Source organism: Mediterraneibacter flintii (assembly GCF_055387595.1).
In genome coordinates this window covers 2,974,621-3,001,338 of the sequence record NZ_AP031405.1, presented here as the reverse complement: position 1 = coordinate 3,001,338, position 26,718 = coordinate 2,974,621, and the positions used below count along the sequence as shown (strand labels likewise).

22 protein-coding genes are annotated in these 26,718 nt (G+C 44.3%); 19 read left to right on the top strand and 3 right to left on the bottom strand.

The genetic code is table 11. From position 1 onward, the window contains the following. Positions 1 to 28 precede the first annotated feature (28 nt). The 14 genes from ACZ5C4_RS14400 (at position 29) to ACZ5C4_RS14335 (ending at position 16,235) form a co-directional block, all read left to right on the top strand. Entirely contained in the window at positions 29 to 2,146 is a 2,118-nt protein-coding gene (locus tag ACZ5C4_RS14400; RefSeq protein ID WP_464521618.1) for an ADP-ribosylglycohydrolase family protein, read from the top strand. A 156-nt stretch (positions 2,147 to 2,302) separates the two neighbouring features. Next, complete coding sequence (locus tag ACZ5C4_RS14395; protein WP_464521617.1) at positions 2,303 to 4,420, top strand: ADP-ribosylglycohydrolase family protein; 2,118 nt, start codon at positions 2,303 to 2,305, stop codon at positions 4,418 to 4,420. Further along, positions 4,420 to 5,313 (top strand): carbohydrate kinase family protein, encoded by an 894-nt coding sequence (locus ACZ5C4_RS14390; RefSeq protein WP_464521616.1) that lies wholly within the window; start codon positions 4,420 to 4,422, stop codon positions 5,311 to 5,313. Before ACZ5C4_RS14395 ends, ACZ5C4_RS14390 begins: the two co-directional genes overlap by 1 nt. 3 nt (positions 5,314 to 5,316) lie before the next feature. Next, complete coding sequence (locus tag ACZ5C4_RS14385; RefSeq protein WP_464521615.1) at positions 5,317 to 6,237, top strand: nucleoside phosphorylase; 921 nt, start codon at positions 5,317 to 5,319, stop codon at positions 6,235 to 6,237. Between the two features lie 4 nt (positions 6,238 to 6,241). Next, positions 6,242 to 7,381 (top strand): SIS domain-containing protein, encoded by a 1,140-nt coding sequence (locus tag ACZ5C4_RS14380; RefSeq protein ID WP_464521614.1) that lies wholly within the window; start codon positions 6,242 to 6,244, stop codon positions 7,379 to 7,381. 20 nt (positions 7,382 to 7,401) lie between these two features. After that, positions 7,402 to 7,806, top strand: a complete 405-nt coding sequence (locus ACZ5C4_RS14375; RefSeq protein WP_464521613.1) for a secondary thiamine-phosphate synthase enzyme YjbQ — start codon at positions 7,402 to 7,404, stop codon at positions 7,804 to 7,806. A gap of 14 nt (positions 7,807 to 7,820) precedes the next feature. Next, a complete protein-coding gene (locus ACZ5C4_RS14370; protein WP_464521612.1) occupies positions 7,821 to 8,768 on the top strand; it encodes a nucleoside hydrolase in 948 nt (315 codons plus the stop codon). A 15-nt stretch (positions 8,769 to 8,783) separates the two neighbouring features. Further along, the gene (locus ACZ5C4_RS14365; RefSeq protein WP_464521611.1) at positions 8,784 to 9,899 is read left to right on the top strand and encodes a nucleoside 2-deoxyribosyltransferase; all 1,116 of its coding nucleotides are present in this window, start codon (positions 8,784 to 8,786) and stop codon (positions 9,897 to 9,899) included. Positions 9,900 to 9,972: 73 nt separating this feature from the next. Then, positions 9,973 to 10,674: a purine-nucleoside phosphorylase gene (deoD, locus tag ACZ5C4_RS14360; RefSeq protein ID WP_464521610.1), complete on the top strand. Its 702-nt coding sequence runs from the start codon at positions 9,973 to 9,975 to the stop codon at positions 10,672 to 10,674. Between the two features lie 62 nt (positions 10,675 to 10,736). Next, positions 10,737 to 11,636, top strand: coding sequence for a ribokinase (locus ACZ5C4_RS14355; protein WP_464521609.1), 900 nt, complete (start codon positions 10,737 to 10,739; stop codon positions 11,634 to 11,636). Positions 11,637 to 11,807: 171 nt separating this feature from the next. Further along, positions 11,808 to 12,608, top strand: a complete 801-nt coding sequence (locus tag ACZ5C4_RS14350) for an FAD binding domain-containing protein (RefSeq protein ID WP_464521608.1) — start codon at positions 11,808 to 11,810, stop codon at positions 12,606 to 12,608. A 3-nt stretch (positions 12,609 to 12,611) separates the two neighbouring features. After that, a complete protein-coding gene (locus ACZ5C4_RS14345) occupies positions 12,612 to 13,112 on the top strand; it encodes a (2Fe-2S)-binding protein (RefSeq protein ID WP_464521607.1) in 501 nt (166 codons plus the stop codon). Beyond that, on the top strand, positions 13,109 to 15,397 hold the full coding sequence (locus ACZ5C4_RS14340; RefSeq protein ID WP_464521606.1) for a xanthine dehydrogenase family protein molybdopterin-binding subunit: 2,289 nt from the start codon (positions 13,109 to 13,111) through the stop codon (positions 15,395 to 15,397). The genes ACZ5C4_RS14345 and ACZ5C4_RS14340 overlap by 4 nt, the downstream gene beginning before the upstream one ends. A gap of 13 nt (positions 15,398 to 15,410) precedes the next feature. Further along, positions 15,411 to 16,235: a carbon-nitrogen hydrolase family protein gene (locus tag ACZ5C4_RS14335; protein ID WP_464521605.1), complete on the top strand. Its 825-nt coding sequence runs from the start codon at positions 15,411 to 15,413 to the stop codon at positions 16,233 to 16,235. A gap of 96 nt (positions 16,236 to 16,331) precedes the next feature. Here ACZ5C4_RS14335 and ACZ5C4_RS14330 read toward each other — a convergent pair whose 3' ends face one another. Then, positions 16,332 to 16,814, bottom strand: a complete 483-nt coding sequence (locus ACZ5C4_RS14330; protein ID WP_464522356.1) for an N-acetyltransferase family protein — start codon at positions 16,812 to 16,814, stop codon at positions 16,332 to 16,334. Between the two features lie 240 nt (positions 16,815 to 17,054). Between ACZ5C4_RS14330 and ACZ5C4_RS14325 the strand changes: the two genes are divergently transcribed. The 4 genes from ACZ5C4_RS14325 (at position 17,055) to ACZ5C4_RS14310 (ending at position 23,327) form a co-directional block, all read left to right on the top strand. After that, positions 17,055 to 18,236, top strand: a complete 1,182-nt coding sequence (locus ACZ5C4_RS14325; RefSeq protein ID WP_464521604.1) for a DUF6070 family protein — start codon at positions 17,055 to 17,057, stop codon at positions 18,234 to 18,236. Positions 18,237 to 18,458: 222 nt separating this feature from the next. After that, positions 18,459 to 20,711: a formate C-acetyltransferase gene (gene pflB / locus ACZ5C4_RS14320; RefSeq protein WP_464521603.1), complete on the top strand. Its 2,253-nt coding sequence runs from the start codon at positions 18,459 to 18,461 to the stop codon at positions 20,709 to 20,711. A 2-nt stretch (positions 20,712 to 20,713) separates the two neighbouring features. Further along, positions 20,714 to 21,445 (top strand): pyruvate formate-lyase-activating protein, encoded by a 732-nt coding sequence (pflA, locus tag ACZ5C4_RS14315; RefSeq protein ID WP_464521602.1) that lies wholly within the window; start codon positions 20,714 to 20,716, stop codon positions 21,443 to 21,445. 1,024 nt (positions 21,446 to 22,469) lie between these two features. After that, entirely contained in the window at positions 22,470 to 23,327 is an 858-nt protein-coding gene (locus tag ACZ5C4_RS14310; protein ID WP_464521601.1) for an Rpn family recombination-promoting nuclease/putative transposase, read from the top strand. Between the two features lie 604 nt (positions 23,328 to 23,931). Here ACZ5C4_RS14310 and ACZ5C4_RS14305 read toward each other — a convergent pair. Then, a complete protein-coding gene (locus ACZ5C4_RS14305; RefSeq protein ID WP_464521600.1) occupies positions 23,932 to 25,233 on the bottom strand; it encodes an MATE family efflux transporter in 1,302 nt (433 codons plus the stop codon). After that, complete coding sequence (locus tag ACZ5C4_RS14300) at positions 25,220 to 25,666, bottom strand: MarR family winged helix-turn-helix transcriptional regulator (RefSeq protein ID WP_464521599.1); 447 nt, start codon at positions 25,664 to 25,666, stop codon at positions 25,220 to 25,222. Before ACZ5C4_RS14300 ends, ACZ5C4_RS14305 begins: the two co-directional genes overlap by 14 nt. 170 nt (positions 25,667 to 25,836) lie before the next feature. Here ACZ5C4_RS14300 and ACZ5C4_RS14295 point away from each other — a divergent pair, with 170 nt between their 5' ends. Continuing rightward, on the top strand, positions 25,837 to 26,436 hold the full coding sequence (locus ACZ5C4_RS14295; RefSeq protein WP_464521598.1) for a cytidylate kinase-like family protein: 600 nt from the start codon (positions 25,837 to 25,839) through the stop codon (positions 26,434 to 26,436). Positions 26,437 to 26,718: the final 282 nt, after the last annotated feature.

Here is a 26,718-nt window from a genome sequence, read left to right as displayed (position 1 = left end):
TAAGACTGAAACATAAAAGGAGGATGACATGAGTATTAAACAGTATCAAAATAGCATTTATGCCGGAGTACTTGGAAAGATCATTGGTGTTTATCTGGGAAGGCCGGTGGAAGGCTGGACCTTTGAAAAGATTCGAGATACCTTCGGTGAAATTTACTACTATAAGAACCATAAGACAGGAGCCCCTTTGATTGTACCGGACGATGATATTTCTGGTACCTTCGCGTTTTTCCGTGCTCTGGAAGACACAGGATATGATCCGGATATTTCCGCGGAGGAGATTGGAAATGCCTGGCTCAATTATATTGTGGAAAATGAGACGATTCTCTGGTGGGGCGGTCTATGCAGGAGTACAGAGCATACAGCATACATAAGATTGAAAAATGGTATCAAAGCGCCGGAAAGCGGAAGCGAAAAGTTAAATGGAAAAAGTATGTCAGAGCAGATTGGCTCAGAAATTTTTATTGATACATGGGCGCTCGTGAATCCAAATAACCCTGAAAGAACGGCTGAGATGGCGAGAAGGGCAGCCAGTGTCAGCCACGACGGGCTTGCTGTCGATGCAGCAGTTTATCTGGCAGTCATGGAGTCTTTAGCCTTTGAGGAAAAAGACGTGGATCGTCTGCTGGACGAGGGGCTGAAATATATAGACAATACATTTTTCAAAGATTTGGTCGCAGAACTACGCAGAAGGTGTAGAGAGGCGAAGGACTGGCAGGAAGTAAGAGCATGGATAGCTAAAGAGCACGGATATGACAAATATCCTGGAAACTGTCCTATGGTGACGAATCACCTGACTCTTCTTATGTCATTCATCATGGGCGGTGATGATTTTGCAAAATCTTGTATGATTGCCTGCTCTGCCGGATGGGATACGGATTGTAACTCTGGAAATGTAGGCTGCTTAAACGGTATCCGTCTGGGGCTCGACGGGTTTGAGAAAGGGGCGGACATCCGGAAACCTGTGGCAGATAGGCTGTATGTGGTGACCAGTGACAGCGGGGAGACTATTTCCGATGCGGTCTTAGAGACAAGAAAGATTGTCCGTGCCGCTGCAGCGCTGGAAGGGGAAGAAATCACCATTCCTAAGGAACGGTATGCTTTTGAATACCCAGGCAGTGTACAGGGGGTAGTCCCTTTTGACGGCAATGTGGAGGAACAGGTGCTCTCTGGTATTGAGAATAGTTATGAGACGACCGGCGAATATGGATGCCGGATTTCCTATACAGGTCTGGGAAAGGGCGTGCACGCTTCTTGTTGTGTAGATACTTTTATCGACTTAAAGCCCAAGGGTAAGGAAGGAACCAGCTACTTTGATGTGCTTTGTTCCCCGACTCTCTACAGCGGGCAAGAGGTGAAGGCGATTGTAAAGGCACAGGAAGAAAAAAATCCTGTTTTCCGATTCTTTATTCAGTATTTTGACGAGAAGGATGAGTTGGACATGTGCTATGGAGAAAAGACGGCGCTGAAACGCGGAGAGAACGAAATTATCTGGGAAGTGCCGGACACAAAAGGACATGCCATTTACCGTCTGGGAATCTGTCTGACTAGTGAAGACCGTTTAGACGGAAGTATTATTTTAAAAACATTGGATTGGAGCAATGCACCAATTTGCTATAAGATGGGACGCTCTATGGAGATGACACCGACTCTGACTCCGTGGACGACTACCACAGCATGGCTGAAGACTTTTGTCTCCTCGGCGGATCATTTTAATCCGGATTATACCGTAACTTTCTCTATCTGCCATGAATATGCAAACGGAGTGGTAGCGACGGGAACTAGTGACTGGGACGACTATGCGGTGTCTTCTGTCATCACCTTCTCACAACAAAGCCTTGCCGGACTCGTAGCCAGGGCAAAGGGACACCGCCAGTATTACGGCGCGGTATTCACAGAAGGAGTTGCCAGAATCTATCGTCAGAAGAATGAGAAACGGGAGACTTTGGCAGAGATACCCTATGACTATCAGATAGATCAGACTTACAGACTGACCTTCAAAGTAAAAGGGGACTGTCTGGAACTCCTTGTAGATGATGTACCGGTTGTTCGCGCGAAGGACAGTACATACCAGTGCGGACAGGCAGGGTATGTGGTGGATTCCGGTGCAATCCTAGGTGATGGATTCTCAGTGACAAGACTCTGAATATATATACCTTATCAGGCGAAGCCTGCCCTCCCGAAGGGAATGTATTACGGTATGCCCTTTAGGGTATACCTTATCAGGCGAAGCCTGCCCTCCCGAAGGGAATGTATTACGGTATGCCCTTTAGGGTATGATTTTTTGACAGGAGAGAGTGAAATGAGTATAAAACAGTATGAAAACCAAATCTATGCGGGAGTTCTGGGAAAAATCCTTGGTGTCTATTTAGGCAGACCTGTGGAGGGCTGGAGTTATCAGAAGATACAGGATACTTTCGGAGAAGTCTCCTACTATGTACATAACAAAGTGGGAGTACCGTTGATCGTGGCGGATGATGATATTTCCGGTACTTTCGCCTTTTTCCGTGCCATTGCGGACAATGGCTTTAAGAAAGAGACTACCGCGGAGGAATTTGGAAGGACATGGCTTAACTATATCATAGAGAACAAGACGATCCTCTGGTGGGGAGGTCTGGGTCGTTCTACAGAACATACCGCTTTTTTGAATCTGAAAAATGGGATTGAGGCTCCTATGAGTGGTTCTATCGCAGTCAATGGAAAGACTCTGGCAGAGCAGATCGGCGCGCAGATATTCATAGATGCTATTGCGATGGCATGCCCCAACGATCCCAAGACAGCAGTGAAGCTAGTACGCGCGGCCGCTAGTGTCAGTCATGACGGGCTGGCAGTGGATGCAGCATGCCACTTGGCAGCTCTGGAGGCCCTTGCTTTTGAAGAAAAAGATATAGATGTCCTTCTCGATAAAGCGTCTGCCTATATAGAAAACGAGAAATTAAAGGCAATTATTGCGGATGTAAGGGACATCTGTTCGAAGGAAAAAGACTGGAGAAAGGTACGCGCCTATTTGGATCCAAAATATGGATATGAAGTATATCCGGGGTGCTGCCATATGGTGCCAAACCACGTGATGGTCATTGCATCTATTATCCTAGGCGGAGATGATTTCCAGAAGTCTATTACCATTGCATCTTCTGCGGCATGGGATACAGACTGTAATGCAGGCAATGTGGGCGCGCTTAATGGAATCCGTCTGGGAATCGAGGGAATCAACGCGGGAGCAGATTTCAGAGGTCCGGTTTCCGATTCCATGTATGTAGTGACATCCGATGGCGGTTCTGTTGTAACTGACGCGGTACTGGAGACAAAGAAAATTGCTTTCACAGCGGCGAAGATGGCAGGAGAGGAGTATATACCATCCAAAGAGCGCTACACTTTTGAATATCCAGGAAGCACCCAGGGCTTTTTGAAGTGTGAATATCACACGTTGGATGCGGCAGATGTGCGGATTTTAAATGAGAATGAAATATCAGGAGAGAATGGACTGCGTGTGGAATGTGTACATGTGGCAAAGGGAGTGACCGGCAATGTGGCGACTCAGGTCTTTATCGATTTTTCCAAGCTGGCGCAGAATTTTTCTACGGTGGCATCTCCGACACTGTATTCTTCACAGGTTGTACATACCGAGATAAGCCTGGAAGAAAAGAGTAAAGACAGGAAGGACATCCGTGTACGTCCGTATATTCTATATTATGATATCGACAATGTGGTACAGGTAAAATACGGGGAAGAATGGCAGATAGGAAAGGAAAAACAGGAGTTCATCTGGCAGATACCGGATACAAAAGGAATGTCTATTTTTAAACTGGGGTATCAGATTTTAAGTGACGCCCGATTTGACGGCGCGGTCATCCTGCATAAGATAGACTGGAACGGAGCTCCGACAGATTTTGCACAGCGTGGAATGCTTATGAATTCCATTTGGAATACCAACCCATTGTGGTTAGCTGGATTTGCCAGCTCTGCAGTACAGTTTGCAGCGGACTTTAAGAGAACGTACTGCGTATCTAATGTGGAGGATGATGGTGTAGTCACTATCGGAAGCAAAGAGTGGAAAGATTACAGTGTGGAGTCGAAGCTCTATTACAGCCTTCACAAGGAAGGCGGTATGGTGTTAAGGAGCGTGGGACATAGACGCTTTTATGCCGCGCTTTTAGGTGGCTGGAAGAAAGCACAGATTATACTGGTGAAGGATCGTGAGAAGAAGGTGCTCGGCGAAGTGGATTACTCTTACGTGGAGGACGAAGGCTACCGTCTAAAATTCTCCGCGTATCAGAATATCCTGCGGCTGGACGTGAACGGAGAGACGATACTGGAAGTCAAAGATGACACGTATACAGAAGGTGGGGCAGGTTTTATGATTTCCGGCGGGACTATGACCTGCGACAGCTTTATTGTGGCAGGCGGGGAGGATAGATAATGAAGTATGCAGTAATATCCGCGGTGGCGACAGATGAGATTCATTTCCCAGACGGCAGAGAAAGAATCGTTCCTGGCGGTGCTGGAATCTATGCTATGTGTGGGATTCGGCTCTGGGAGAATGATGTGCAGATTGTGACTGGAGTAGGAGAGGACTACCGCACCATTCACGGAGCATGGTATGAAAAGAACCACATTTCCATGGATAGAATGAAGATAAAAGATGAAAAATCACCTTGGACATTGATTCAGTATTTTGAGGACGGCGAACGAGAGGAAACACCTCGTTACGGACTTACTCATTTTCAGAAACTGGAAACTACGGGGGAGGAAATGCAGTCTGTGTTCGATGCGTTCGACGGTGTCTACATTTTTAAGAATACAGATGAATTGTTCTGGACAGAGACATTGAAAGCCCATAGAGGTTATAAAGGCAAAGTGATATGGGAGATTGCAGCAGATGCTGCATTTCCAGAAAACCTGGAAAAAGTGGAAAAAATCGCGAAACAGATGGATGCGTTCTCTATCAATATAACGGAGGCGAAAAACCTGTTTGGGACAGATTCTTGCGAGGCAGTCATTGAATGTTTGAAAGGTTGGGGACTGGAATTGATTTTTCTGCGGCAGGGTGCGAAGGGAGCAGTTATGATTTCCAGGAATGAGATTGTGGAAGTAGGGTCTATGCCGAATGTAAAGGTGGAAGACCCTACAGGCGGAGGCAACAGCTCCACCGGTGGAGTTTTGTGCGGGTTAGTGAACGGATACAGTCCGAAGACCTGCGGAAAAATGGGAAGTATCTCCGCGGCAATGTGTATCTCCCAGCATGGAGTACCGGAAGAGATAACCGAAGAAATGCGCAGAGAAGCGTGTAGAAAAGCAGGAATTGAGGTGTAAGATATGCTGAGTGATAAAATCCGTGCAAAAAAATCTATTCAGAAAATGCACGAAATATATGAATATTATCAGAATGTGCCGGAGAGGGGCCTGGTGATCGATGGGAAACCTGCTATGACACAGATAGACCCAGAGAAAGCGGGAGATTTTGTATTGGTAACAGTGCGGGATCCCTTATGTGCCTACGACAAAGATCCGGCACGCATGATTGCGGACAAGCTGGAAAATGCCGAACTCATTGGACAGTCTGGAATGTTTACCAGCTATACAGGGATGTATAAAGGGGCAAAGATCAGTGTGGTGAGTGGGGGCAGTGGTTCTCCGGAGGTAGAACTTCTTCTCTACGATTATATGGAATATACGGACGCGCATACCTTTTTAAGGGTCGGAGGCTCCGGCGGAATCGGAGATGAAGTGAAACCAGGAGACATTGTTATCTCTAGCGGTGTGGTGCGTGAGGAAGGAATGACAAAAGCGTACGTTCCGGCAGTGTATCCGGCAGTAAGTAGCTATGAAGTAGTAAGCGCCATGGTGCAGGCGGCGGAACAACTAGAGGCCTCTTACCATGTAGGGCTTACTGTGTCGGTGGACAGTGATTTTATCGGAGGAGGACGCCCTGGCGTGGGTGGATATTTACAGCCATGGAACATAGAATTTGCAGGTATTTATAATCGGGCGGGAGTTCTAAACGGAGATAGAGAGTCTGCGGCGATTGTGACACTCTCGGCACTTTTTGGAAGGAGAGGCGGCTCTGTCTGCTCGGTGGCGGACAACTTATGCACTGGGGAAAGGTTCCAGGCGGGAAGTGGTCATGGCTCTGCTATTGATATTGCACTGGAAGGCTGTGCAGTCTTAAATGAAATGGATAAACAAAAAAAGAATAGGGGGAAACGCTATTGGTATCCCGACATGGAAAAGGAGTAGATATATGGAGAAAAAGAGTAATCCCATGAGTAGACAGGTAATGAGCCTGCCAAAGCTGATAGAGGAACAATATGAAGATTTGGAGCCAAAGACAAGAACTGTGCTTTCTTTTCAAGAAATCTTTAACATCCAGAGGATTGTTCTGACCGGATGCGGAGATTCCTATGCTGCGGCGATGGCGACGAAGCATGCCTTTGAGATGCTGACTGGAATTCCTACAGAGGTTGTGACTGCATTGGAGCTTGGAAGATATTACTGTAAGAGACACATGGGGGTAGATTGCAGAAATCCTCTTGTCATCGCAGTCAGCAATTCAGGAACCGGAGCGCGGGTAGCCGAGGCAGTAGAGAGAGCCAGGAAGCATGGCTGCTTTGTGTTGGGTGTGACAGGAAATGAAGAGTCCCCGTTAGGGAAAAACTCCGATAAAATATTAAAGCTGAATATCCCGCCTTTCGAGGGAGCGCCGGGAACGAGGAGTTACATGGTGAGTGTCATGTCGCTTCTACTCCTTGCCATTCGTTTCGGAGAGGTACGGATGAACTATACTATGGACACAGCGATGCAGTACAGAGAAGAAATGAAACGGCAGGGAGAAGAACTAAAAAAACTGCTTCCTGAGATGGATGAAGTGTGCTTCAAGGTGGCAGAAGAGTGGAAAGATTTTCCGTGCTATGATTTTGTGGGTGGAGGCTTTGACTATGCCACTGCATGGTTCGGACAGGCGAAAATTCTGGAAGCGACCGGAAAGTTTGTCATGCATATTAATACAGAAGAGTGGTTCCACTTAAACTTCTTTGCAAGAGATGCAAAGCATACGGGGACGGTTGTGGTTGCCAACACTACTAACCCGGCGCATAGTCGTTCTAAAGAACTGGTGAAATATGCGAACGTTCTGCATCGTCCGCTGGTGGTCATTACCGATGGGGGAGCCTTAGATTTTAACGGTGAGGAAGCTATCTATATCAAAGTGCCAAAACCGGAGGCACAGATTCTCATGCCGCTTACACACTTTGCGCCGGTATGCCTCATTGCTGCTTATATTTCTGAACTTATCGGGGAGAAATACGGCAGAGGCTGTGAAGGAGATTGGTCTTTCGCTCAGGGAGGCGCAGGAGTCACTAACAGTGAGATTATCTTGGATTAAGGAAATAAAGGAGTAGAAGGATGCTGAAGAATTTTAAAATAGAGACCAAGTATAATGACGTGTACGACATTACAGAGCAGGTTCTTAAGACTGTGGAGGAAAGCAAAGTGAAGGAAGGAACCTGTATCGTGTACAATACCCATTCTACGGCGGGACTGACGGTATTTTCCCCATGGGATCCGGACGGTTTTCTAGACTTAGACGATGAGATCCGCAGACTGGTGCCGACTAGAGTGGATTTCAAACACCAGCACGACACTCCACAGGATGCGGCAGGACATATCAAATGCGCGATGTTTGGCGTGTCCTTAAGCTTTATCGTAACGGGTGGAAAGCTTTTGCTGGGCGGCTCCCAACATATTTACTTCCTGGAATTTGATGGACCTAGGAATCGGGAATTTTATGTAAAGATACAGAGTGACTAAAGGAGGAGAAGGAAATGAAGAAAATCATATTAGACTGCGATCCCGGCATGGATGACTCTATGGCGATTGTCATGGCAGTGAAATCTCCAGAGCTGGATGTCCTTGGAATTACAACGGTAAACGGAAACTATCCGGTTGACGTGACACAGAAGAATGCAAGAAAGGTACTGGAGCTTTTAGGCAAGACGGAGATACCGGTTGCCAGAGGAATGGCAAATCCTATTATACGTAATTCACCAGGCGATCCTTTCACGCATGGAAAGGACGGGCAGGCGGAAGCAAATCTTCCGGAGCCAAAGATGGCACTGTCTGAGTTGGACGCAGTGGATTTTATTATCAGAGAGGTAAAGGAACATCCGAAGGAAGTGACCCTCATTGCAACAGGGCCTATGAGCAATATTGCTATGGCAATGCGCAAAGCTCCGGAAATCAAAGAGATGATACCGGAAATCATTGCTATTTCCGGCATGTTTGGACTCAATGATTATGCATTTATGAATGCGACAGGGGATACTCCCCAGAGTGAATGGAACGTGTATGTGGATCCGGAAGCGGCGAAGGTGGTCTATGAATCCGGCGTGAAGCTGACGGCCCTGGGACTGGATGTAGCGACATATTTTGATGTAGATTTTACAGAGGAAGAGATTCAGAAATTAGAAAAGAGTGACAAAAAAGAGGCGGCGTTTCTGGCAAATGCCATCCACTTTGTAAGAGGCAGAGGGTTCGGCGCGTATTGCACAGTTATCGACTGTATGGCAGTTGCCTATGCCATAGATCCGACTCTTGTGGAGACACTCAAGGCGCATGTGGGCGTGGAGACGAAAGATGGTCTGACACTTGGCATGACAGTAATTGACAGAAGGCACCACTTTGTATGGGAGCAGCTTCCGCTTATAAATGTAGGGAAGAAAGCAGACTGCGGCAGATTTTTAAAGCTGCTGCTTGACTTAGTGCTAAGATAAAGATAGAGGTGGATAATGTACAGATATCAGCATAAAATGATGGAGAAAGAAGCAATTTATATCGCCGGTCCGGAGTGCTTTTACACCTATGGTTATGATACTCTGGGAGCGATGAAGGCAAGAGCAGAGGCAGTTGGCTGTTCGGTGACTTTGCCGAACAGTGACCCGTTGGATATGGAAAATCCGGACCTTCAGAAACGGGCAGACAGTATCTTTGCAAATCTTGAAAAGGTAATGCTGGATACGACGGCAATCATTGCTGATCTGGAGGCATACAGGGGTGCAGAGCCGGACAGCGGCACTGTCTATGAGATTGGGATGGCATATGCCAAGGGAGCAAAGTGTTATGGATATACCAGAGATAAGAGGAGCTTTGCCACAAAGAATGTCAATGCTTTCTTGAATGGAAAAGAAGCGGAGGATGAACTGGGGAACAAGGGCATGTATCTGGCTTTGCCGTTTGCACCGTCCATTATCGGTTCTACGAAGATCATCGAAGGAGATTTTGACGATTGCCTAAAAATGATGGTGCGTGATGTGGAGGAAGAGTACAAGCGTAAAGCGGACAGAGGCTACTATGTGGATTATTCTAAGACTCGTACAGTGAAGGAAGAGGAGGCACCTCTTATCTACTTGGCGGGTGTGGGACGTTATCGTGATGATGCAGAAGATGTTTTCGCAAAGAGAAAGGAAATCTGTAAAAAATACGGACTGAATGTGGTAACTCCGATGGATCAGGCGCCGGGAGTGGAGAAGATAGAGACGGACAATCCCTATATCTGGGCCTCCAATGTCTTTGACAACTACCAGCAGCATGTGCGAAACTGTGACGTCATTATCGCAGATCTAAATGATTATCGTGGATATGAGGTCAATAACGATGTTGGATTCGAGTGCGGCATGGGCTTCCAACTTGGTAAGAAGCTGTACGGATATATGAAAGATACCTCCCCGCTTGTTGAGAGGATTCCCCACCTTGGAGAAGAAAGAGAGTTCAGGGAGCATACAGGCAGCAACGTAGAGAATTTTAACTATCCTTGCAATTTGATGTTTTCCTGTTCCATGAAGATTTTCGAGGGAGAGTTTGAGAAAATCATACAGCAGGTAGCGAAAGATTTAGAAGGAAAATAGAAAGTTTGTTTTCAGACAGTATTGCCCAATAAGCGAGAACAGACGGAACTGTTTTAAAGAAGGAGGAAGGAAGATGGGAACACCACACAACCGCGCCGAGATCGGCGATATTGCGGAGAAGATACTGCTTCCGGGAGACCCGCTGCGCGCGAAATTTATCGCGGAGAATTTTCTTGAGAATGCAGTCTGCTATAATGATGTCCGAGGGATGTACGGATATACGGGGACTTATAAAGGAGAAAAAGTGTCGGTTCAGGGAACAGGGATGGGGATGCCGTCCATGCACATTTATGCAAATGAGCTGATGGAAGTATATAAGGTAAAAAAACTTATTCGCGTTGGGACTTGTGGAAGTCTGCGCGAGGATGTATACTTAAAGGACGTTGTCATTGCTATTGGCTCCACTACAGACTCCAACATGAATAAAGACCGCTTCGGGAGTATTTCATTTGCTCCCACAGCGAGTTTTGGCCTGTTAAAGCGGGCATATGAGATTGCCATGGAGAAAAAAGTGCCTGCCATTGTGAGTAACATTTTCACAAGTGATAAGTTTTATGATGACAATGCACAGCAGAAGAACAGCCTGCTGGCCTCCTACGGGATTGCGGCGGTGGATATGGAGACATGTGAATTGTATACATTGGCAGCAAAACATCATGTAGAGGCACTGACGATGCTGACAGTCAGTGACCATCTGGTGACAGGGGAGAAATGTACTGCTCAGGAGCGACAGACTTCTTTCAATGATATGATAAAAGTGGCACTTGAGATATAAGAAGGCTTAACCGGTACAAAAAGCAGGCGTTTAGTTTTGTAAAACAGAAAGGAATGTAGACGGTGAAAGTATTGAATTTTGGCTCTTTGAATTATGATTATGTTTACCAGGTGGAGCATATGGTGCGCGCCGGAGAGACACTTGCCTCTGCAGGGATGGAGCGTTTCTTTGGAGGAAAAGGGTTAAATCAGTCTATTGCCCTGGCAAAAGCAGGAGTACCGGTGTACCATGCAGGGCAGATCGGAGAGGATGGAGAGGCATTTCTGGATCTGTGCCGCAGAAACCATGTGGATACCTCCTATATCCGTATGCTGCCAGGAAAGAGTGGACACACTATCATCCAGGTGGATAAGACAGCGCAAAATTGTATCCTTCTCTACGGCGGGACAAACAGGGAAATGACAGAGGAGTTTATCGACACCGTTCTGTCGGATTTTGACAAAGGGGATATTCTTCTTTTGCAAAATGAAATTAACCTGCTGAATGTCATCATTAACCGAGCATATGAGAAGGGAATGACGATTATTTTAAATCCGTCTCCATTTGACGATGCATTATCTGTTTGCGATATGTCGAAAATTTCCATTTTTCTTATGAATGAGGTGGAAGGAGAGCAGATGACTGGGGAGAGGGAACCGGAAAGGATTCTCTCCTGTATGAAAAAAACATATCCGGAAGCGCAGGTTGTTCTGACCCTGGGGAGTGACGGCTCTGTTTACCAGTACAAAGAGGAACGCTATGTCCAGGAGATTATCAAAGTAAAGGCGGTGGATACGACTGCCGCAGGAGATACTTTTACCGGATATTTTGTGGCCGGGCTTTTAGAAGGAAAATCTATTCCGGATACGTTACTGCGGTGTGCCAAAGCATCAGCAATCGCAGTATCCAGGAAAGGCGCGGCTCCTTCTATCCCCTATAAAGAAGAAGTGGAAGCCTGGAAGCTAAATAGGAAAGATGAATAGGCAAAATGGTTCATAATGAATAGGCGAAATGTTTTGACATTTTTTTCGAACTGTGTTAGAATGGCTACGCTTACAAGGTGCGAATGACGGAGATTGCATTTGCACCTTTTTTTTGGAATGCTATCAGGACAGAAATGATTGAGAGACCACAGTTAGGAAAGGAGAAGTGTTTTGCTTACCATTAGTAATTATGTAAAACCGAAAACGCTGGAGGAAGCATATGAACTCAACCAGGCCAGAAACAGCCGTATAATGGGAGGAATGATGTGGCTGCGACTTGGAAATGCGAGAGTAAAGACAATTATAGATTTGTCAGGACTGGGTCTGGATCAGATTGAGGAAACAACTCATGTGTTCCGAATCGGGGCGATGTGTACACTGCGCCAGTTGGAGGAATGTGAAGGATTAAAAGAAATGTATGGGGAGGGAATTGCAGAGTCTGTCCGCCACATTGTCGGAGTGCAGTTCCGCAATCAGGCGACTGTCGGAGGCAGCATCTATGGCAGGTATGGCTTTTCAGATGTGTTGACGGCGCTGCTTGCCCTGGATACTTTTGTAGAGCTATATGACGGCGGAACAATTCGGCTTTCAGAATTCGTAAACCGAAAAAAGGACAAAGATATTCTGGTTTCTATTATTATCAGAAAGAGCAAGAGAAAATTTCACTATGAATCGGTAAGACAGACAAAGACAGATTTTCCAGTTCTGGCCTGTGCAGTAGTGACTGGTATCGTAAATGGACAGGAATCCTGGTATTTTTCTGTTGGGGCGCGGCCGATGAAGGCGGCGCTGCTTGAAAAACAATGGAAAGTACCAAAGGATGCAGATGATGAACAGCTGGAACAGTTTGCCAGACAGGCGGCGGAAGAATTTGACTATGGCTCTAATATGAGGGGAAGTGCCGCCTACCGCAGGCACTTGGCAGAAGTACTAATCCGGCGCGCAATGCGTGCGGTTTTATCGGAGGATTAACAGATGGAAGTACAGTTTAGATTGAATGGGAAGCATGTAACGGTGGAAGCGGGCGGTGATACAATTCTCTTGAATGTTTTAAGGAATCTGGGCTGCCGTAGCGTAAAATGTGGGTGTGAGACGACAAACTGTGGATTGTGTACAGTCTGGATAGACGGAAAATCTCGGCTTTCTTGTTCGGTTCTTGCAGCGTCAGTAGAAGGATGTGAGATTACAACACTGGAAGGCGTGGAAAAAGAGGCCGCCGCATTCGGCGCTTTTCTTGCAGATGAAGGAGCAGAGCAGTGTGGGTTTTGCTCACCAGGCTTTATTATGAATGTACTTGCTATGTTTCGGGAATTAAAAAATCCATCTGTTGACGAAATCAAAGAATACCTTTCCGGCAATCTGTGCAGATGTACCGGATATATGGGGCAGCTCCGCGCAATACAGAAATATATGCAAAGCGGTCAGGCAGCAAAAATGCTGGAGGACAAGGAAGGCAGCATGGAGGTGAGCGCATGAGAACAGTAAACCAGCCGGTAAGAAAGGTAGATTATAAGGCGTTGGTGACGGGAAAGGCGGTATATACGAATGATCTGGCTCCGTCGGACTGCCTGGTTGTAAAAGTTATCAGAAGTCCCCATGCACATGCCTTGATCAAAGAGATAAATATAAACCGAGCGTTGGCAGTACAGGGAATTGAATGTATTTTAACTTATAAGGACTGTCCAGACAAACGATTTACGATGGCAGGGCAGACATATCCGGAGCCAAGCCCTTATGATCGGTTGATTCTGGATGAGAGAGTCCGCTTTGTAGGGGATGCAGTGGCTATCGTGGCAGGGACAAGCGAAGAAGCGGTTGTCAAGGCTATGAAGCTGGTAAAGGTAAAATACGAAGTGCTTGAGCCTGTTTTGGATTTCCGGAAGGCAAAGGATAACCCGATACTAGTACATCCAGAAGAAAACTGGAGGAGTCTGTGTCCGGTGGGAGCAGATAACACTCGTAATCTGTGCGCCCATGAGGTGAGTGCAGAAGGAAATATCGAAGCAGTGTTAAAATCTTGCGATTATGTAGTAGATCGGGTGTATCATACAAAGGCAAATCAACAAGCAATGATGGAGACATTCCGCACGTATACATATATGGATGCCTATGGAAGACTCAATATCGTCTCTTCTACGCAGGTTCCGTTTCATATCCGGAGGATACTCGCAAATGCTTTGGATATACCGAAGTCCAAAGTACGTGTGATAAAACCGCGTATCGGCGGCGGATTCGGTGCGAAGCAGACATCTGTATCAGAGGTATATCCGGCACTTGTGACATGGAAGACGGGAAAGCCTGCGAAGATTGTCTATACAAGAGAAGAATCGCTGACAGCGTCTTCTCCGCGGCATGAGATGGAAATGCATGTCCGTCTGGGCGCAGACAAAGACGGGACGATCAGGGGAATTGATTTATATACGCTGTCGAATACAGGTGCGTTTGGAGAACATGGACCGACGACAGTGGGATTATCCGGACATAAATCCATACCACTGTATGGGAAAACAGAGGCATTTCGTTTCGTTTATGATGTCGTCTACACGCATGTTATGTCTGCGGGGGCATACAGAGGATATGGCGCTACACAGGGAATCTTTGCTGTGGAATCTGCGGTGAATGAGCTGGCGGAGATGCTTGGCATGGATCCTACTGTATTGCGTGAGAAGAATATGGTGCGGGAAGGACAGAAAATGCCGGCGTATTATGGAGAGACAGCGAATAGCTGCGCGCTGGACAGGTGCATGGCACGTGCGAAAGAGATGATTGGATGGAAGGAGAAATATCCGTGCAGAGATATGGGCAATGGAAAAGTGCGGGGCGTAGGCGTCGCCATGGCGATGCAGGGCTCAGGAATCTCTGGAGTAGACACAGCATCTGTGGCAATCAAAGTAAACGATGATGGGTTTTACAGCTTGATGATCGGTGCGACAGATATGGGAACCGGATGTGACACGATTCTGGCACAGATGGCAGCAGAGTGCCTGGAATGTGATATGCAGGAAATTATAGTACACGGAGTAGACACAGATTCTTCCCCCTATGATTGTGGTTCTTATGCCTCGAGTACAACCTATGTAACGGGAATGGCGGTTGTAAAGACATGTGAAATGCTGCGTCAGAAGATATGTGCGCGTGGAGCACAGTATTTAGGCTGTTCTGTGGAAGAGGTAGAGTTTGACGGACAAAAGGTGACAAATTTAGGAACAGGAGAATCAATTACACGCGCAGAAATCGGAAACCGTGTTATGTGCAGCAACGAAGAGGCGCTGTCAGCAAGTGAAGCATTTTCTTCTCCTATTTCACCGCCGCCGTTCATGGTTGGTATGGCAGAGGTAGAGATTGACAGAGAAACCGGCGTTGTAGAGCCGATTGATTATGTGGCGGTTGTGGATTGTGGAACAGTCGTAAATCCAAACTTGGCGCGCGTTCAGGTAGAAGGGGGAATATCCCAGGGAATTGGCATGGCATTGTATGAGGATGTCGTGTACAGTGAAAAAGGAAAGAATTACAGTAATTCCTTTATGCAATATAAAATTCCAAGCCGTCTGGATGTCGGAACCATTCGGGTAGAGTTTGAAAGTAGTTATGAACCGACAGGCCCGTTCGGGGCAAAATCCATTGGAGAAATTGTAATCAATACTCCCTCGCCGGCGATTTCAAATGCGATTCAGAATGCAGTCGGAGTAATAGAACGGGAACTTCCGATTACAGCAGAGAAAGTGTATTGGAAAATGCAAGAAAAGCGACATATGCAGTAAAGGGAGAACCACTATGAAAATCGCACAATTTCAGATGTATGTCTATGAAGAAAAGAAAAAGAATCTCAGGCAGTTAGAAGAATATATGAAGCGGATAGAACAAGAGCAGGTGGATATGATCGCTTTGGGAGAAATGTTTAACTGCCCCTATATGACACAGAAATTTCCTGTCTATGCAGAGAAAGAAGGGACAGAAAGCTGGGAGATCTGCAGCGGTCTGGCAAAGCAATATCATGTATATCTGTCTGCGGGTTCTATGCCGGAGAAGGATGAAGCTGGGAGAATCTATAATACTGCATACATATTTGACCGGAAGGGAAGACAGATAGCGAAACACAGGAAAGCACATCTTTTTGATATAGACATAGAAGGCGGTCAGTATTTCAAAGAATCAGATACACTGACAGCAGGAGATTCCTGCACCGTTTTTGAAACAGAGTTTGGAAAGATGGGACTGTGCATTTGCTACGATCTCCGTTTCCCGGAATTAAGCAGGATGATGGTAGAACAAGGCGCAAGAGTTATTTTTGTGCCGGCAGCGTTTAATATGACGACAGGGCCGGCACACTGGGAGCTTCTGTTTCGCAGCAGAGCGTTGGATAATCAGTGTTTTGTTGTGGGAACATCAGATGCCAGAGATGAAAAGGCAGAATATGTTTCGTGGGGACACAGCCTTTTAGTTTCGCCATGGGGGAATATTATCGATGAAATGGATGAAAAAGAAGGGTATATGATACATGAGATTGATTTAAAATATGTAGATAAGGTGCGCAGAGAGCTGCCCCTGTTAAATGCAAGGCGTAAGGATATATACAGGAAAGAATTACACCGACGCTAATATATTGTGAAAGAAAAGAGAAACGAGCCAGATTGTCTCCCTGGAAGGGAGCATATCAGATCGCGGCGCGCTTCTCTTTTTTCTTTTAAGAGAAATTTAGGCTTTTTGATAAGCAAGCCGTGGGGAGCCATTGCCTGTATAGATAATTCCACAGTAGACAAAGCCATTTTTTTCTAGAAGATGCTGCATGATAAAGTTATCTTTATGTGTATCTATTTTTAGATTTCCGCACTGCTTAAATGCCCAGTCTAGGCAAAAGGAAGCAGCACCCTTACGTGTACCATCGGAGGTGATACGGTGTACGACTCCATAAGGAGAAGAATTCAGCCATTCGCCTTCATATATATGCTGATAAGTAACATCGAGACCCATTTTATAATAAAAGACAGCAACTACCTTTCCGTCTGATTCGCAGACAAAACTGTTGCGGGACTGAATATCTGTCCGGATCAATTCCGGCTCTGGATAGGAAGTACCCCATTGGGAGGGATTCCCGTTTTCTGCCATGAACAGTCTGGCTTTTTCATAGAGCTTCTGGATGGAAGCTAAATCCTTCATAGTAGATTTCCTGATTTTCATAATCGACATAATACCTCACAATTCTACAAAAAATACATAGCATGCGACAAAATATGCAGGTGGATTTCTAAAATTTAGAGCTAAAAAAATAGAAGAGTTGACAGCGTCGGCGTACAATGGACAATACTATATTATTGTAAAGCATCTGATAGAAAAATAGCAAGAAAAAAGAAAGTTGACATTTAAAACCTATGAGTGTAAGGTTTATAAAAACAAAGTCCAAAGTCAGGAGGATAAAATATGAAGCTCAAAAGACGAAGTATCGTGTTTCTGTCAATCATACTGTTATGTTTTTTTACAGGGTGTGCGCCTGCAGAGAAAGACGATATGGAAGGTGCAGAAGTGGAGAAGGACAGTAACGTATTGAAAGAATCAGAACGCCTGGCAGAAAAATACAGAGAGGTATATGAAGAAGCAGAACAAATGGAAACGCTGGGAACAGAAGAAACACAGAAAAACATTATTGCTGCTTTGGGAGCAGAAGGATACTGTGCTGTAGATTCTGAAAATCAGATAAATATGACAAATGAAAAAAGTGCAGAACAATTTTGTGAGAAGGCATCAAAAGGAGAAAAGGCAGAAATTTCTCTTTTTATTGTGGCAGATAATGGAGGGGTTGTGCGCTATGATCTAAGCTGTGAAGAAGGGAAAATGGAAGTAGACAGAAGTAATCTGACTTGGAATGAAGAAGGAAATCCCTGTGCAGAACAAGTAGATTCTTATACGGCAAAGGAGTGGAAATATACAGAGAAAGGGTATTTGTTCCTGGAATTAGAACGTCCCGCTGGTTTTGACGGGCCAAGCGGCCATACTGCACTACGCATAAAGCCATTGGATGAAAATTTAAGACAGTGGACGAAAAAGTGCTTGATTCCAGTAGGATACGCAGGAAATAATCTGTTTATTACAGATTGGAGCAGTGAAGACTGGGGACAGCTTTGTCTATATGATTTGTTTGAACCATTTTATAAAATGAAAAACGGAGAAGAAAAAATATTTGACGCAAAAGTAGGGACTAAAGAATATGCCATTCCAGAAGGAGAATTTGAATCTGTTATCCAGACATTTCTTCCTGTAGATATACAAATTCTCCGTATGGAAGAAGGGTACGATACAGAAAATGGATATTATAAATACCGTCAGAGAGGACAGTATGACATTGGGGGAAATCCAGATACCCCATATCCAGAAGTAGTGGAATGTATAGAAAATGGGGACGGTACAGTGACACTAACAGTAGATGCAGTGTGGAAAAAGAAAAATACAGACAGGGCATTTACGCATAAAGTACAGATATATCCTCAGGCAGACGGAACCTTTCTATATTTGTCAAACCAGATCGAGCCGTCCGGTGAAAACCAGATTCCAGATTATGTCCCGAGACTGTCAGATGAAGAATGGGAACAGTATTACCAAAAATGAGGTGCAATAAAGAGTATCCCGCAATTTAGTCTATTTAGGCTGGCAGGCTTTGCCTGACAACATGTAAATAAGAAGAAAAACAAACGCCCTTGTATAAAATTAGATACAAGGGCGTTTTTGAGAAGGATTATCAAAATATCTGTTGTCTTTTTTTTAACATGATGTTATACTAGGCGACGTAAACGAAAGAAATGAAAGATTATATAAGGAGGTTTTATCAGAATGGCACAGTTTGAACAGTGGACTGGATTTCATGGAAAACTCTGGAAAGAAGAAGTCAATGTACGAGATTTTATCCAGAATAATTATACACAGTATGAAGGAGACGAAGCTTTCCTGGAAGCTCCTACAGAAGCGACAAACAAACTTTGGGGAGAATTGCAGAAGCTGCAAAAGGAAGAAAGAGCAAAGGGCGGCGTTCTGGATATGGAGACAGAAGTTGTTTCCGGTCTTACAGCATACGGACCTGGTTATATCAATGAAGAGATGAAAGATCTGGAACAGGTTGTAGGACTTCAGACAGATAAACCCTTAAAGAGAGCGTTTATGCCCTACGGCGGTATCAAAATGGCAGAGCAGGCATGCACCACATATGGATATACACCGAGCAAAGAACTGCATGACATTTTTACAAAATATCATAAGACACACAACCAGGGCGTGTTTGATATTTATACGCCAGAGATGAAAAAAGCACGGCATAATAAAATCATTACAGGGCTGCCGGACACCTATGGAAGAGGTCGTATTGTAGGCGACTACCGTCGTGTGGCGCTGTATGGAATTGATTATCTGATTCAGCAGAAGGAAGCGGATTTCGTAGAATCAGAAAGACATGGAATGAAAGGGACAGATTTTAGACTTCGTGAAGAGATTTCTGATCAGATTCGTGCTCTGAAAGGCATGAAAGAGATGGCTGCGGTATATGGATTTGATATTTCACAGCCTGCCAAAAACGCAAAGGAAGCAGTACAATGGCTGTATTTTGGATACCTTGCTGCAATTAAGACCCAGAACGGTGCTGCAATGAGCGTTGGGCGTATTTCTACATTCCTTGATATTTATATCCAGAGAGATATGGAAAAAGGAATATTAACAGAAACACAAGCACAAGAATTGATCGACCATATTGTAATGAAATTCAGAATGGTAAAATTTGCACGAATTCCGTCTTACAATGAACTGTTCTCTGGAGATCCAGTATGGGCAACTCTGGAGATGGCAGGAATCGGAATGGATGGACGCCATATGGTAACAAAGAATGACTATCGTTTCTTGCATACACTGGAAAATATGGGGCCATCTCCAGAGCCGAACCTGACGGTTCTGTATTCTTCCCATCTGCCGGAGAACTTTAAGAAATATGCGGCGTATATTTCTGTAAAAACAAGTTCTATCCAGTATGAAAATGATGATGTTATGCGTCCGGTTTGGGGAGATGACTATTCTATCTGCTGTTGTGTATCTGCGACACAGACCGGAAAAGAGATCCAGTTTTTCGGAGCGCGTGCAAATCTTGCAAAATGCCTGCTTTATGCAATCAACGGCGGAATAGATGTAAAGACAAGAGAACAGGTAGGACCGGCATACAGACCAATTACTTCTGAATATCTGGATTACGATGAAGTAATGGAGCGTTACGACGCTATGATGGAATGGCTGTCAAAACTGTATGTAGATACTTTAAATATGATTCATTATATGCATGATAAATATTACTATGAAGCTGCGGAGATGGCATTGATCGATACAGACGTAAGGCGTACATTTGCGACAGGTATTGCGGGATTCTCACATGTAGTTGATTCCTTAAGTGCAATCAAGTATGCGAAAGTAAAAGTAATCCGCGACGAGGATGGAATCGCAGTGGATTATGAGACAGAGGGAGATTTCCCAAGATACGGAAATGACGACGACCGCGCAGACGAGATCGCAGTATGGCTTTTGAGAACATTTATGAGCAAGCTGAAAAAATGCCACACATACAGAAACTCTGAGCCTACAACATCCATTTTGACCATTACCTCCAATGTCGTTTATGGAAAAGCCACAGGATCACTTCCAGATGGAAGAAAAGCGGGAGAACCTCTTGCACCAGGGGCAAACCCATCTTACGGAGCAGAGAAAAACGGACTTTTGGCTTCCTTAAACTCTGTTGCAAAGTTGCCGTATGAGCAGGCACTTGATGGAATCTCTAATACACAGACAATAAGCCCTGGAGCGCTTGGACACGATGATGATGAACGCAAGAATAATCTGTTCCATGTGCTGGATGGATACTTTGATCAGGGAGCGCATCACTTAAATGTCAATGTATTTGGTACAGAGAAACTGATTGATGCAATGGAACACCCAGAGAAAGAAGAATATGCAAACTTTACAATCCGTGTATCAGGATATGCTGTGAAGTTTATTGATTTGACACGTGAACAGCAGATGGATGTTATTTCCAGAACATGCCACGATAGAATGTAATCATGGAACAGGGGTATGTACATTCACTGGAAAGTTTTGGATCGGTAGATGGACCTGGAGTGCGTTTTGTCATCTTCTTCGCAGGTTGTGCTATGCGGTGCCAGTTCTGTCATAATGCAGATACATGGAACATGAAAAATGGGGAGCTCTATACAGTGGACGCACTTTTAAAAACTGCCTTGAAATACCGCACATACTGGGGAAAAGAAGGAGGAATTACAGTCAGCGGGGGAGAACCTCTCCTGCAGATTGACTTCCTGACAGAGTTATTTCGGAGGGCAAAGGCAGAAGGGGTGCACACTACCCTGGATACAAGTGGAAATCCATTTACAAGAGAAGAACCATTTTTTGGAAAGTTTAGAAAGCTGATGGATGTAACCGATCTGGTATTGTTGGATCTAAAGCATATTGACGATGTGCAGCATAGAGTGCTTACAGGCTGTACAAACAAAAATATCCTGGATATGGCAGAATATCTTTCTGAGATTGGGAAACCAGTATGGATACGCCATGTACTTGTGCCGGAGCGCAGTGATAATGACGTATATCTGGAAAAACTGTCTGCATTTATCGAAAAACTAGACAATGTAAAGAGAGTAGAAGTACTTCCGTACCATACATTGGGAGCTTTCAAGTGGAAAGAGCTTGGAATGGAATACCCTTTGGAAGGGATCGAACCTCCGACAAAAGAACGAATTGAAAATGCAAACAGGATACTAAAAACTGAAAAATAGAAATTTAACGAAGCAACAAGCAGTGCGAAAAGAACAGGCAAACTCTGTGTCATGCTTGCATGTAAACAGAAGTTTGTCTGCTTCTTTTCATTTGGCGACTGCCGATAGCGAAATGGAGCGTATGCGGAATTGAGCTGGCACTGCGGAAGCTGACGAAATGTTCCGCGCAAGAGGGCGTGTATTGCAACGTTCGTCAGGGTTTCGCCGAAATTCCTCACTTTTGCAACACACACCCTCCCTCGCTTACACTTTCGCCAGTTTAAGTTTATAATTTCAGACAGAACAGAATCGGCTTCACGCTGCTACAGACTCCCTGTCAGAAGTTTTTCCTTCGTCTATAGGAAGGTGGCGCCCTAACTGAAATTCATAAAAAAGAGAACGGCTTCACGTTGTTATAGCCCTTCAATTAGAAGTATCTATACTACTTCCGATTGGAAATGCATAGCAACGTGAAGCCGATTTTTTCCGCCTGGAACTATAAACTTAAGCTGCGAAAGTGTGAGTGTGAAAGAGAGGCTTTGCGTGAGTGAGGAATTTCGGCGAAGCCCTGACAAACGATGCAAAGCCTCTCTTTCACACGTCCTTTTTGTCGCTTAAATTTTATATTTCGTCAATTAACTTTATATTTATTTTTCTTGTAGTTTGTTTTCTGATGTGTTAAGGTAAGAGTACCTTTTCTAACATCTATCTATATTAGGAAAAGGGAAGTATCTTAATTTCTTATATAAGGAATCTATATTCTAAAAATTTACATGTATCATTCTATTTATGTTCATCTGATGGACAATCGGTTTTCCAGCAGTTAACTGCTTGGATATTCTGAATTTTTACCCAATGAAGCAGAAAAACGATTGTAGATAGCAGCTAGCTTATTATGTGTATTGCTGGTGATTTATGCATTTCTATGTTTAAGGGCTAATTCACAGAGAGTACCATATCGTTTGCGGCAAATGCTGTGTAACTTAAGGGGAAAGTGTTGTAAACTGTAAGGCTTTTCCCTATAATAAAAGGAGGAAAAGTAAATATGGAACAAAAACAAAAAACATTGAAGGATTTGAATTTGCTGGATCGTTTTTTATTCTCACAGGCTGCCGATGATCCGGATACAATGCGGGACATGCTGGAGATTATTCTGGGAAGGGAGGTTGTATTAAAGCTCCTGCCCCAGACAGAAAAAGAGCAGCGTACCTATCCCTTGAACCGGTATGTCCGTCTGGATGTTTGGGCAATGGATGAAGAGGAACGCATATTCAACACAGAAGTGCAGAGAGAGGATACCGGAAATCTGCCGAAGCGGAGCCGGTTTTACCAGGCGCTAATCGATTCCAACCTCTTAAAGCCAGGAGAAGTGGGATTTCAAAGGCTGAATCCCGTCTACATTATTCTTATCTGTCCCTTTGATCTGTTCGGCTATGGGTTATACCGATATACCTTCCAGATGCAGTGTAAGGAAGTTCCTGGATTGTCATTACAGGATGGTGCTGTTCGGATATTTTTAAATACCCGTGGACAGCATACCGAAGGAGTACCACAAGAACTGATAGAGCTGTTAAGGTATATGGAGCATACCACAGAGGAGGTAAGCGCCTCCTGTACCAGTGAGAGAATACATAATATCCAGAAACGGATCCACGCCATCAAATCCAGTGAAAAGATCGGGGTGAAATACATGCAGGCATGGGAAGAAAAGATATTAGAGCAGGAGAAAGCACGTGAAGAAGGGCGTCAGGAAGGACATGCTTCTGGATTAAGAGAAGGTTTAACACAAAAATTAAAAGAACTGGTAGAAAAGAAAGTACAAAAAGGATATGCAGCAGAAGAGATAGCAGAAATGCTGGAAGAAGATATAGAAACCATTCAAAAAATAATAGCAGAATTATAAATTTAATTGACGAAAGAATGGTACGCAAAAAGAGAAGGCAGTGCAACGCAGGTCAGGGCTCCACTGTGGTAAATCCGATTGAATGTTTGTAACAGTGTAGAAGCATATCGTCCATTGGAACTCTATGCTTCTCACTTAACAAACAGAACAATCTGTATCTACCACGCTCCGCTTAAAATTCCCTGCTTATGCACTGCCTTCTCTTTATGCTTACGTTCTTCCCCAATTAAATTCATAATTTCAGACAGAACAGAATCGGCTTCACGTTGTTATAGACCTCCAATTAGAAGTATCTATACTACTTCTGATTAGAAATGCATAGCAGCGTGAAGCCGATTTTTTCCGTTACGAATTATAAACTTAAGCTGGCGAAAGTGTGAGTGTGAAAGAGATGCTTTGCGTGAGTGAGGAATTCCGGCGAAGCCCTGACGAACGTTGCAATACACTCCCTCTTGCGCGAATCATTTCCGTCAGCTTCCGCAGTGCCAGCTCCATTTCGCATACGCTCCATTTCGCTATCGGCAGTCGCCGAATGAAAAGAAGCAGAAAGCCCTCTGTTTACATGCAAGCATGACACAGAGTCTTCCTACTCTTTTCGCACTGCTTATTGCTTCGTTAAATTTCTATTTTCCCGCGCAAGGTAAATAATGCTGATCAGCATGGCGAGTATCTGAGAAAGGGGAACAGCCGCCCATGTTCCTGTAATGCCAAACATAAGGGGGAGGCAAAGCTGCAATATAAGGAGAAATAAAGGCTCGCCGTAGATTAAGACATATGCCAGTAAATTCTTACTGGTTGCATAAAAATAGGCTGTCGTAACTCTAGATATACTGACAAATATAAACCCTGCGATAAAGATAGGAAGAATCGAGGCGACATTTTTTGTAATTTGCGCAGATGCGCCGAACAGAGAGGCTGCCTGTTCGCGTACAAGGAACAGGAAAATGGCGCAAAAGACAGAAACTATAAAGGCGAAACGATATGCAAGTCCTCTTAGTACCTTGACTTGGGCAAGTTCTCGGCGACCATAGGAAAGGCTCAATAGAGGTTGGCTTCCGTCGCTGACACCTTGCAGAAGAAGCATAACAACAGCGGAGATATAACTGATCGGTGCATAACAAGTTACAGCGACAGCTCCGCCGAATATAGCAGCGCTTTTATTTACCAGAATTAGAGTAATATTTGGTGAGTAAGTAAGCCCGAAAGGAGAAAGTCCTACTTTACAGATACGAAAGAAAATGTGGAGTGCATTTTCTTTAAACTGGAAAGAAGGCTTTTTCTTTTTTACCAGGAAAAAAATAAGGCAGACAAGAAACGTCATCGCCTGTCCAATATCGGTTGCAACGGCCGCCCCCATCATACCCCATGGAAGCACCCATACAAAGAGATAATCCAGAAAAATATTGGTGATAAAACCAGTGATCATAGCAACCATAGCAATGACCGCACTGTCCATATTTCGTATAAAAGGAACTAATCCAGTGCCCAAGACCTGAAATATAGCTCCGAATGCAATATATTTAAGATACTCTTCTCCGAGCAGCTGGATTTCTCCGACAGCTCCGAAGAGGTGGAGTACAGCAGGAGCAGCAATTAAAAATAATACAGTAAATAGGATACCAAGAGCAACCAGTGCAAGGGAGGACATTCCAAAATACTGCCGGCTTTTTTCTTCGTCATTGTTTCCTATACTAATGGAATATAAAATAGCCCCGCCCATTCCAATGCCAGTTCCTACTGCTTGTAGAAATGCAGTAAGAGGAAATGCCATGTTTACAGCGGCAAGTGCGTTATCGCCCAATGCGTTGCCGACAAAAAATCCGTCTGCGATTGCATAGACTCCGGACAGTGCAAAAGAAAGCATAGAAGGAATAACGTAACGGAAAAATTCTTTATGTATCTTCACGGGTGAGTACCTCCTGGAAAAAGCGATTATATAATGTGATTCCTGTAAGCAGCGCATCCGCATGCTTTTTCCCCAGAGCTTTCCAGGCGTTTTTTTCATCCTGCGCCAGTTGGGAGGAAACTTTGTGGATGACGGATTTACCCTCTTTTGTAGGAACAATGACCTTATTGCGTTTGTCTTCTGCAGAAGGAACAAGAACAACCCAGTCTCTGCCAATAAAATTTTTTAAAATAGAATTTACAGTTTGCTTTGGAAGCTGCCATCGCCGGCAGATATTTTTTTGTGTGTGTACCATATCTTTTTCAGACAGGCTTAATATAACTAAAAGTTCATAGTAAGACAGGCCGTGTTTTCTTGCCCAATCTTCATAAAGAGCATTTGTTTCGCGCCAAAGTTCCGTATAGAGCTGTGTAGGATTTTCTGTATGATACATAGATAATACACCTCCATTTAGTCTATTTACGGACTAATAATAACATAAGAAAAAGAAACATGTCAATAAGGTAATTTAAGATTTTTGTTGACTTATCACATAGAAAAATATATCATAAAAGTACGAAAATAGACTAAAAATAGAGCGAGAAATTAAAAAGGAGAAAGAAAATGAAAAGGGTTATTACAATAGGCAGGCAGTTTGGAAGCGGAGGGAGAGAAATAGGAAAAAGAATAGCAGAAGCGTTAGGGATTACATATTATGACAAAGAACTTTTGGCAATGGAGGCAAAGGCAAGCGGTATGTCTGCCGAATATCTGGAAAACATAGACGAAAAAGAAGCAAATTCATTTCTACATTCTTTAGTACTTGGTTCTATGCCGTTGCTTGTAAATTATCAGGCAGGGCGTACGGTGGAAACGATCGCCATGCAGGCGCAAAGGGATGCCGTCAGGGAAGCAGCTTTAAGAGGAAGCTGTGTGATAGTTGGAAGATGTGCAGACTATTTTCTTCGCAGAGAAGAAAATTTGACAAAGCTCTTTATTTGCGCAGATGAAGCAGATCAGATACAAAGAGTCAGCAGACGGGAAAACATTGCTGTGCAGGCTGCAAAAGAAAAAATTCGCCGGATGAATAAAGCGAGGCGATCATACTATAATTTTAATACAGACCAGGAGTGGGGTGCGGCTTCGAATTATGATTTATGCGTCAATGTATCCAGACGCGGAATAGATAAGACAGTGGAACTGATTTTAGGCTTTATAGAGTAAAATGATTCGGGTGTCAAAAGGTAACTTATTTAAATTCTCTTGTTAATTTTCACTAAAAGTAACTTTTCAGACTCCGGTGCGCGGAGCATTCCGCTGAACCTCTTAATACGAAAATCACGTCAGCAAAGGCTTCCGTGATTTTTGAGTTTCATCTCCATCGCGCATAAAGTCGTCTGGCAAGTTATCTTTTTGTGAAAATTGCCGGAAGCATTTGCAAAAGTTACCTTTTGACACCCGAATCATAAAACAAAAAGCAGATTAAGAAAAGGCAGCACTGTGTAA